Annotated in this window: 5 protein-coding genes and 1 pseudogene; 1 reads left to right on the forward strand and 5 read right to left on the reverse strand. The window is 47.0% G+C overall.

Features of this window, described 5'->3' with window-relative positions; translation table 11 throughout:
* Positions 1–497: 497 nt before the first annotated feature.
* The gene (gene tsaD, locus DXA15_RS13435; RefSeq protein ID WP_128134365.1) at positions 498–1,517 is read right to left on the reverse strand and encodes a tRNA (adenosine(37)-N6)-threonylcarbamoyltransferase complex transferase subunit TsaD; all 1,020 of its coding nucleotides are present in this window, start codon (positions 1,515–1,517) and stop codon (positions 498–500) included.
* Positions 1,518–1,660: 143 nt separating this feature from the next.
* Between tsaD and DXA15_RS13440 the strand changes: the two are divergent.
* Positions 1,661–6,127: pseudogene (locus DXA15_RS13440) on the forward strand (translocation/assembly module TamB domain-containing protein).
* On the opposite strand, the gene DXA15_RS13445 reads toward DXA15_RS13440, so the two are convergent.
* From DXA15_RS13445 to xylE, 4 genes are all read right to left on the reverse strand, one after another.
* Positions 6,090–7,022, reverse strand: a complete 933-nt coding sequence (locus DXA15_RS13445; protein WP_128134366.1) for a tRNA-dihydrouridine synthase — start codon at positions 7,020–7,022, stop codon at positions 6,090–6,092. The pseudogene DXA15_RS13440 and the gene DXA15_RS13445 sit on opposite strands and share 38 nt — an antisense overlap.
* Positions 7,022–7,687 carry a lipoyl(octanoyl) transferase LipB gene (gene lipB, locus DXA15_RS13450; protein WP_128134367.1) on the reverse strand — a complete coding sequence of 222 codons (666 nt, stop codon included), beginning with the start codon at positions 7,685–7,687 and terminating at the stop codon, positions 7,022–7,024. The genes DXA15_RS13445 and lipB overlap by 1 nt, the downstream gene beginning before the upstream one ends.
* Positions 7,633–8,427: a monofunctional biosynthetic peptidoglycan transglycosylase gene (gene mtgA / locus DXA15_RS13455; protein ID WP_128134368.1), complete on the reverse strand. Its 795-nt coding sequence runs from the start codon at positions 8,425–8,427 to the stop codon at positions 7,633–7,635. The genes lipB and mtgA overlap by 55 nt, the downstream gene beginning before the upstream one ends.
* 129 nt (positions 8,428–8,556) lie before the next feature.
* Positions 8,557–10,104, reverse strand: coding sequence for a D-xylose transporter XylE (gene xylE, locus DXA15_RS13460; RefSeq protein ID WP_128134369.1), 1,548 nt, complete (start codon positions 10,102–10,104; stop codon positions 8,557–8,559).
* Positions 10,105–10,235 lie beyond the last annotated feature (131 nt).

A 10,235-nucleotide genomic window follows, 5' to 3' on the forward strand; every position in this document is an offset into this window, starting at 1 on the left:
TGACAGTACGTTTTTATACTATCATTTATCTATCATGTAACCATCATTTTAACTCTATTTTAACCAACGGACAGTCTTTTTAACCCGACAAAGGCGTTTGTTACAACCGCCTATGGCATCTTATAATTCGTCAGATTACTACCTTTTTATCCCAAAACTATGACTTAATTTCACTCGAACACAGACTTTTTGTTGCCGGGATGCCCATTTCCCCCCTTTTTACACCCCCATCTCGACGATGCCTACACCCGGGTGTCAAAGGTTTCAAGACCCGGGTGTCGAACAACTTTTGTCACTATCTGTCTGTCTTTTAGCTATATACTTAGTGAAAACAGCATACTGTCTATCCCATTTTTTAAGCAGGAAATGATAGTAGTATGATAGATAAATGATAGTTGAAAACAGCTACTATCATACTATAACAAACATGTATACAACTACTTATATCGAAATATGATAGTATGATAGTATATTTCTTCCAACCTTTGTATTCTTCTTTAAATAACAACCCTTGAGAAAGGAACTGCATCCATCGGGCAGAAATCCTTATCGAGGTATTTATAATAACCTGTAATGGCGACCATCGCCGCGTTGTCTGTTGTAAACGCAAACTTCGGGATATGTACCTTCCAACCATACCGCTTGGCATGATCCAGGAAAGCATCACGCAAACCGGAGTTTGCCGATACACCTCCGGCCACCGCCACCTCTTTTATATTCAGGTCTTTCGCTGCCTTGCGCAACTTATCCATCAGGATATCGATCACTGTAGACTGTAAGGAAGCACAGAGGTCTTGTTTGTTCTTTTCGATAAAATCGGGATCTTCCTGCAACCGATCCCTCAACGTATAAAGGAAAGAGGTTTTCAACCCGCTGAAGCTGTAATCGTATCCCGGAATATGCGGTTTACTGAAAGCGAAGGCTTTCGGATTTCCTTCGTTGGCCAGACGGTTCACCACCGGACCACCGGGATAACCCAATCCCATCACCTTGGCACATTTGTCGAAGGCTTCGCCGGCCGCGTCGTCTATTGTCTGGCCTATCACCTCCATGTCGTTATATGCGTTCACCTTGATGATTTGCGAATTGCCACCCGACACCAGCAAACAAAGGAAAGGGAAAGAAGGCGCATGATCATCTTCCGGCGTTTCCTTGATGAAATGGGCAAGCACATGGGCCTGCAAATGGTTAATCTCGATCATCGGGATATCCAGAGAGGCGGCAAATCCTTTGGCAAAAGAGGTCCCGACCAACAGGGAACCCATCAATCCCGGCCCTCGTGTAAAAGCGACAGCGCTCAGTTCCGATTTATCGATACCGGCCCGTTTGATGGCTTCGGCAACCACCGGAATAATATTCTGCTGGTGTGCCCGCGAAGCCAGTTCAGGAACGACACCGCCATAAGCCTCGTGAACGGCCTGGCTGGCTATCACGTTCGACAGCATCACGCCGTCGCGTATTACGGAAGAGGAAGTATCATCACAGGATGATTCTATCCCCAATATTGTTACACTCATACTCTTCTCTCGTTTTTTTGTGCAAATTTAATGAAATCTATCGCGATATTGTTGTAGATTTGCGTTTAAAATATAGTAAAGATATCAGAGGACTAAAATACATAATCATTACCCTACTTGTTTTGTTCTGGATATTCTATGCAATGCCTTTCATTTTATTGAAGATACCTTATATCCAATCTCAGGTTTCCGGCATTGCATCGACAGAATTATCCAGCCATCTCGGTGTGCCCGTAAAGATAGGAAATGTAAATATCGAGTGGTTCAACCGCGTGGTACTCGACAACTTATACCTGGAAGACAAGGCAGGTAAGACCTTATTCGAGGCAAATCATGTGGCTGTCGGTTTCGAAGTCCTCCCATTGCTCAAAGGTAAATTTGTATTCTCTACGGTCCGGTTATTCGGCTTTTCGGTCAATCTCAATAAAAAGACTCCCGACAGTCCGTTGAACCTCCAGTTCGTTATCGACGCTTTCGCCAGCAAAGATACGATGAAGAAGAATCCGAATATCGACCTGCGCTTCAACTCCATCCTGATACGCCGCGGGAATTTCCGGTTCGATGTGGAGAGCGAGGCGCAAACGCCCGGTAAGTTCAACGCCAAACATGTGGACATCAAGAACCTGAGTGCCAAGATTTCCATGAAAGCGTTCAATAAGGACAGTCTCAACGCGAACATCAAAAAGATGAGTTTCGATGAGGCATCCGGCTTTACGTTGAACAAACTCTCGATGAATATCATCGGCAACCGCGACAGCACGTTTATCAATAACTTCGAAATCAAGTTGCCGGAAACCGATTTGAAAATAAGCAAGGCCAGGATAGACATGCGCGAAATCAGCAATGCTTCCGAGCTGCTGAACCATGCGCCGCTGGCACTGAACATATCTCCGTCGCAAATCTGCCTGAAAGACCTTTCGTCTTTCGTTCCGGCCTTTAGTAATTTCACCGAAACCATCGAACTTTCGGCCGAAGCCTCCGGAGCCATCAACAATATCAACCTGAAACAGTTGACATTACGATACAGCGACAAGATGCTGTTTATCGGGAAAATGGACCTGAAAGGAATCAGCCACCCGGAAGATGCCTATATCTTCGGACAGGTGAACAAAATGTATATTACCACCGACGGACTGAGCGGACTGATAAACAATTTCAATAAAAAACCGGTCGTCCTGCCCGATCCGGTTATCAGACTGGGCACAATCAACTTTACCGGAGAGATATCCGGCTTCTTCGATAACCTGGTGGCTTTCGGAAAGTTCTCTTCGGCTATCGGCTCCGTACAAACCGATATGATATTCGGTAGTGATAAAGAAAATAATATCACAGCCTACCTGAAAGGACATGTTTCCACCTCCGGACTGCTTCTGAACGAACTTTTCGACGAAGGCAACCCTTACGGTAACGCCAAGCTGAACATATCGGTCGATGCCAAACGGCATAAAAACAGCAGTTTCTTTGGTAATATCAAAGCAAATATCGACGAATTCGAATACAAGAAATACAAATACGAAGATATTCAGTTATCCGGAAATTTCAAGAAAAACAGCTTTGACGGGATGGTACAGGTGAACGATCCGAACGGTAAGTTATATGCAGAGGGTATGTTCCGCCACGAAGGAAAGAACTCCATGTTCAACTTCACCGCCAATCTGGAACATTTCCGCCCGGACAGCCTCCACCTGATCGATAAATACGAATCGCCGGACATCTCGTTATCCCTGAACGCCGACTTCACCGGTAACAATATAGATAACCTGGAGGGGAACATCACGATAGACAGTCTTTCCTTCATCACAGCGCCCAGCAGCTTTTTCCTGAAAAAGTTTCAGGTAACGGCCTCCGGTCATTCGCTGGATCGCCATCTGACGATCTCGTCCGACATTCTGAACGGGGAAGTGACGGGTGCTTACTCGTTCAAAACGATCATCCCGAGTTTCATGAATACCTTCAAAGGATATATTCCGGCGCTTATCAATGCCACGCAGAAAAAGCAGCAGGTAGAAGAAAACAATTTCTCGCTGTTGCTGACTGTGGAAAATACGGAGAAGATATCCGAAACACTCAAATTGCCGGTAACAGTAGTAAACCAGGCACGTATCACGGGACATTACAACAACCTGTATAACAAATTCCGCATCGAAGCCTTCCTCCCCAAGTTCAGACTGGGAAAGTCCATGTTCGAATCCGGCTATCTGACATGCGACAACCCGCAGGAAAACATCAATCTGCTATTAAAAGCGATCAACTACAACCAGAAAGGACTTCGCAACTACCTCGATCTGAAAGTGGATGCCAAGGATAACCGGATCAATACGCTGATCGGATGGGCAAACAACAAGGAAAAAGAATTTCGTGCCGAACTTTCGGCTTCCGCCTCTTTACGGAAGAGGAACAGGAGAAGAAGCCTGCCATGCTACGGACCGATATTGCCGTGAAAGAGAGCCAGCTGGTGCTGAACGATTCTCTATGGATCATCCATCCGTCGATATCAGAATATCCGACGGTAAAATAGATATCCATAAATTCAGGGTAGGCAACGAAAAACAATCGTTGTTGCTGGACGGGAGTATCTCCAAAAATCCGGCAGATACCCTTTTAATGGCTCTGAAACAGGTTGAACTCAGTTATATATTCGATATACTGAACATTCCGGTATTACAGTTTGCTGGGAAAGCAACGGGTACATTCAATATCTGCGACCTTTACGGAAGTCGCATGCTGAACACCGACCTTGAAATAAATGACTTTTCATTTAACCAGACTCCCCTCGGCCGGCTAAATCTGTTCAGCGAGTGGGACGATGCCCAGAAAGGTATCCTAATGCTGGGTAGCATCTATAAAAACGATACGACATGGACCGACGTAAGCGGCTATATCTTCCCCGTCGGACAAAATGCCGGACTCTCCCTGTTCTTTGATGCCAACGATATCAACCTGGGATTCCTCCATCCTTTTGTGGAAAAGGTTGCCAAAAACATGAAAGGACGGGGATTCGGAAACGTCCACCTGCACGGCCCGTTCAAAGCGCTGACCGTAGAGGGCGACGCATACGTGCTGGACGGTGGCCTGGGTATCGAATATACCAATACGTATTATACATTCTCCGACTCCATCTACATGGATGCCGGTTCCATAAATATGCGCGACCTGACGGTTCACGACGAGTTCGGTAATCCGGGTACCGTCAACATGAGCGTCTATCATAACCACTTCAAAGATGTCAGCTTCGACGTGAATGTCAAGACAAAGAATATGCTGGTATTCAACGCTACCCGCAAACTGAATCCACTGATCTACGGTACCGTTTTCGGTAGTGGTTCGGCTTCCATCAAAGGAAATGACAAGCTAATCAACTTCGATATCAATATGCGGAGCGATCCTAAGACGTCCATTACCCTCGACTTCATCAACAACACTACTGCTGCCGACTATGACTTTATCACTTTTGTAGATAAAAAACAATTGAAAGATCTGGCCAACGGAACATTATCGCGGGATTCCCTGAAGATTGTAAACAATGAAGAAGAGGAAGGGGCCGAAATGCGCATGAACTTCCTGCTCGATATCACCCCCGATGCCAAAATCGAACTGATTATGGACCGATTGCCGGCGACAAAATAACCGGTAATTGCAGCGGAAGCATGCAGATAGAATACGGGACAAAAACGGACTTACGCATGTATGGCAACATGGGAATCGTCAGCGGTAACTATAATTTCAGCTTACAGCAGATTATCCATAAAGACTTTAAGATACGTGAAGGCAGTGCAATCGACTTCCGTGGCGATCCTTTCGATGCGACGATGCATATAAATGCTATTTATAACCTGACAGCCAACTTGCGTGATCTGGATGAAGGGCTTGCCAGGGAAAGTCCCCGAACCAACGTCCCCGTCAACTGCGTGCTTAACCTGGATGGTATGTTGCGCAGTCCGGCAATCTCATTCGACCTGGAACTGCCCGGCACCAACGAAGAGATAGAACGACAGATGAAGGCATTGGTCGATACCGAAGATATGATGACGCGTCAGATCATCTATTTGCTGGTATTGAATAAGTTCTACACACCCGACTATTCTCAGAATGCTTACCGTTCGAGCGAGTTCAGTGCAGTAGCTTCTTCTGCCATCTCATCCCAGATTTCAAGTATTCTGAACAGCCTGACCGACAAGGTACAGATCGGAACGAATATCCGTACCAGCGAAGACGGCATACAGGATACGGAAGTGGAAATGTTACTTTCCAGCCAATTGCTCGACAACCGCCTGCTGTTCAACGGCAGTTTCGGATACAGGAACAATACGTATCAGCAAAAGAATGATTTTGTCGGTGAGTTCGACCTGGAATACAAGTTAACTCCCAGCGGAGAAATCCGCCTGAAAGCATACAATCATGCAAATGATATGTACAAATACCTCAACGGAGCGTTAACAACTCAGGGCGTAGGTGTCATGTTCAAGAAAGACTTCTCCCATCTCTCCGAGTTTTTCCGCCGGAGAAGGAAGTTATTACCGATTATCCCGCTTGCCCCTGCCGATACAATCGCGCCGGCGAAGGCTGATTCAACTATTGTAACAACTCCTTCACGGCCTGGAGATAAGTAGGCAGTTGGTTGCTTTTCAGTATCTTCTTCCGCAGACGTTTCTCAGCCTCCGGCAACAGGTAATCCCAAAGGGTTTTCATTTTGGCCAGTATCTGATGGTCGCCTCCTTCAAGCGCACTGCTGTATTTTTCAAACAACAACGTGTGGAAATGAAGCAGTTTAGCTTTCTTTTCTTCATCCGTAAAACTGTTGCCTGCTGCATATTCCGCAGCCAGCCAGGGAGAGGATAACAGGCCACGCCCCGACATCACACCTGCCAGACGGGGAAACCGGCAGAGAATCCGGTCTATATCTTCCAGGCTGTTCAAATCTCCGTTATAAAAAAGCGGATGCCTGCATACCTCATAGAAACGGGCGAAACTGTCTGTATCCACATTCCCTTTGTATTGTTGCGTGCCTATCCGGGGATGCAAAGTAACATGAGCCAGAGGCAGAGAGTTCATAACCGGAAGCAAGGCAAAGACCTCATCCGGGGCATTCCAGCCCAACCGGAGTTTAACCGAAAAGCTCATCTCCGGGAACTCCCGGATCGTCTGCAACAAAGCCTCCGCCTCTTCTACAAAAGGAAGAATCCCCGCCCCCCGGTGCAAACGCGCCTGCATAGGGAAAGGACACCCCATATTGATATCCGCCTGCCGGTATCCCTTTTCCCGGAACAATGCAGCCAAACGGCGGAATTCACCGGGAGTAGCAGCAATCAGTTGGGGAATCACCGGTGTTTCCGAATTTCTTTCCGGAGCGATATCACGGATATCTTTGTTACGGAAACCGTCTTTCTCCACACGCACAAAAGGGGTGTAATAATTCTCCACCCCACCGAATATACGGTGATGGACTTCCCGGTACACGGCATCGGTATATCCTTGCAAAGGAGCGAAATGTATTTTATAATCCATCAGGGAAACAGTTCTGAGAATAATGAATGAAGTTGTGTTTTAGCTAGTTCGAAATCCTGCTTTTCGCCTAATTCCTTTTCCAGCGAAGTGACGCCTTTATCTGTGAAGCCACAAGGATTAATCAGGGAGAAATAGCTTAAATCCGTATTGATGTTCAGCGCAAAACCGTGCATAGTGACATACCGGCTGCTCTTCACCCCGATGGCACATATCTTACGGGCACGGCCTTTTACCAGCGGGTCGATCCAGACCCCGGTCGCCCCTTCCAGCCGTTCTCCTTTTATCCCGTAGAGAGACAGGAAGTGGATAATGACTTCTTCCAAAGTATGGATATACTGTTTCAGTCCCAGTTGCCAGTGTTCGAGGTCGAATACCGGATAACCGGTGATCTGTCCGGGACCATGATAGGTGATATCCCCGCCCCGATTCGTATGAAAGAAGGAAATGCCCCGCAGCTGCAGCAGTTCGGCAGGGATCAGCAAGTTTGTGTCTTTCCCGCTCTTACCGATTGTCAGCACCGGCTCATGTTCGCAGAAAAACAGTTTATTCTCTCCTTGTCCGCCCCACACTTTGGCATGCAGCAGTGTCTCAAACGCTTCCGTCTGAACCTTTAAAGCGTCGGTATAAGCGATACGTCCGAGGTCGTGAAAAGTGAAGCTCTCCATTTTTTTCTCTTTTTTATCTTTTTGTTTGTGTTTTCTATTTCACCGGCTCCGTAACCCATTTGTATCTTTAGCAGCTTACCCATCAAGGAAAGAATCTGCCCTTGCCGCTTCAACATATAAGGGGAAGGTTTGCCGGAATTAAACTTACGGGGATTCGGCAGGGACGCAGCGACCAAAGCCGCTTCTTCACGGGTCAGCTGATAGGCCTGCTTCTTAAAATGGACTTTGGCTACCGCCTCCGCTCCGTAGATGCCGTCTCCCATCTCAATCGAATTGAGATAGACTTCCATAATCCTTTCTTTACCCCATATCCATTCTATCAACAGGGTGAAATAGACTTCGATACCTTTTCGTATATAACTTTTCGTTGGAAGCAGGAAGACATTCTTGGCTGTCTGCTGGGATATGGTGCTGGCGCCACGCACACGCTTTCCTTTCTCCGCCTCATCACGTGCCTTCTGTATCTGTTCGATATCAAAGCCGTTGTGGTCGAGAAACAGATTATCCTCGGAAGCGACCACGGCCTGCACCAACGGTTGGGCTATCTTCGACAGCGGAACCCACGTATGTTCGAGTTTGAAAGGCTTCCCCGATTTATACTGGTCGTACAGCCGTGTCAGCATCAACGGCGTATAATAAACAGGAATGAATTTATAGGCCACCACCGCCAGGATGCTGGATATAAACAGGAATAGAAGGATATTCCTGCACCAGATCAGGATCCGTTTTATAATAGGCATACTAAAAGTCTTTTTTAACGCAGACAAATGTACAAAAAAGCGGTAAAACAGATGATAAGATTATGCAAGAGAAAACAAAAAGAGGCCGCCAAAAGATATGACAGCCCCTCTATTCATATGGAAAATAAATTATCTCTTCCAGTACTGTTCCATCTGTTCCAATGTCTTACCTTTCGTTTCGGGAACGAATTTCCAGATAAAGGCAGCGGCAAGGATACCCATCAGGCCGTAAATCCAGTAAGCGACACCGTGATTAAACGTTTCCGTCAGGTACTGGTTCTTGTCAAGCATCGGGAAAGTCCACGATACGAGGAAGTTGGCAATCCACTGTCCGGCAACGGCAATACTCATCACCGTCGAACGGATCGAGTTCGGGAAGATTTCCGCCAGCAATACCCAGCAAACAGGTCCCCATGACATAGCGAAACCGGCAGTATACACCAGCATACAAACCAACGAGCCTATGCCGACAGAGTGTGTATAGAATGTTGTTCCCAGGATAATCATGGAAACAGCCATCACCAACGCACCGATAATCATCAACGGACGGCGGCCAAACTTATCGACCGTAAAGATTGCCAGCACAGTGAACGACAGGTTCACGGCCCCTACCACAATCTGCTGCAACAAAGCGGCATCGGTAGCGGCTCCCATCGTCTTAAAAATCTCCGGTGCATAATAAAGCACCACGTTGATACCGACAAACTGCTGAAATCCGGACAGCAAAATACCTACCATAATAATAAGTACCCCGTAAGAACGAATCGGGAACGCCAGCGAAACGAAGAAACTACCGATCAAGGCGATCTCCAGTGCACTTGTATTTCCCGCCAGTTCCAATGCCCCGTAAGCCAACAGGAACAAAACGAGCCATGCTCCCATAAAACGGAAGTAAGGACGCATGGAGGGTGCTTTTTCCTTGAAACTCTCTTTTATGTCACCCAGTTCTTTCACGGCTTCGTCTTTTCCCATCAGGCGGTCGAGGATGGTCAATGCCTTTTCCGTCTTTCCACGCATTACCAGGTAACGGGGCGTTTCAGGAACAAACATCAGCAGGGTAAAGAAGAATACGGCAGGAATAATTTCAGAAGCGAACATCCATCTCCATCCAACCGTGTGCAACCAGGAAGCATCGCCCTGCAACGCAATCGTGTAATTCACAAAATAAACGACCAGCATACCGAAGATGATCGCAAACTGGTTCCACGAAACCAGGTTACCACGACGGTCTGCCGGAGCAACCTCGGCAATGTACATCGGCGAAACCATCGAAGCCAGACCGACCCCGATACCGCCAAGAATACGGTAAGCCACAAATAAATACATGTAAGTATGATCTCCGCTTCCAGGTAATCCCAGACCGAATTCGGGCCAGGCCGAACCGATAGCCGAAAGCAGGAAAAGAATAGACGCCACGATCAACGTCGGCTTACGTCCGTAACGCTGGCTGACCCATCCGGCAAAAGAGGCACCCAGGATACAACCGATCAGCGCACTGCTGACAACAAACCCTTCCAGCGAATTGGCCTGGTCGAGCGGTAATCCGTAAGGTTCAATAAAAAATTTCCGTAGTGATTCTACTGTTCCGGAGATAACTGCCGTGTCATATCCGAATAATAACCCTCCGAGGGTAGCAACGAGGGTGATACCAAAAATATAACTGTTGTTGTTTTTCATGTTTACCAGATTAAGAGTAACTTTTCCCCTCTCGAGAGGGGGCAGGGGGTGTGTTAATGTCAGTTATAAGACTAAATTTAACACCTACCCTTATCCCCTCTCCAGAGGGGAAAGAGTTACTCCTTGTAACT

This window comes from Parabacteroides sp. AM58-2XD (assembly GCF_003463685.1).
Lineage (GTDB): Bacteria > Bacteroidota > Bacteroidia > Bacteroidales > Tannerellaceae > Parabacteroides > Parabacteroides segnis.

What these genes read in the sequence shown, in the direction of transcription:
- tsaD (WP_128134365.1), bottom strand. Translation starts at nt 1,517, where the DNA reads ATGAGTGTAACAATATTGGGGATAGAATCATCCTGTGATGATACTTCC.
- DXA15_RS13445 (WP_128134366.1), bottom strand. Translation starts at nt 7,022, where the DNA reads ATGGATTATAAAATACATTTCGCTCCTTTGCAAGGATATACCGATGCC.
- lipB (WP_128134367.1), bottom strand. Translation starts at nt 7,687, where the DNA reads ATGGAGAGCTTCACTTTTCACGACCTCGGACGTATCGCTTATACCGAC.
- mtgA (WP_128134368.1), bottom strand. Translation starts at nt 8,427, where the DNA reads ATGCCTATTATAAAACGGATCCTGATCTGGTGCAGGAATATCCTTCTA.
- xylE (WP_128134369.1), bottom strand. Translation starts at nt 10,104, where the DNA reads ATGAAAAACAACAACAGTTATATTTTTGGTATCACCCTCGTTGCTACC.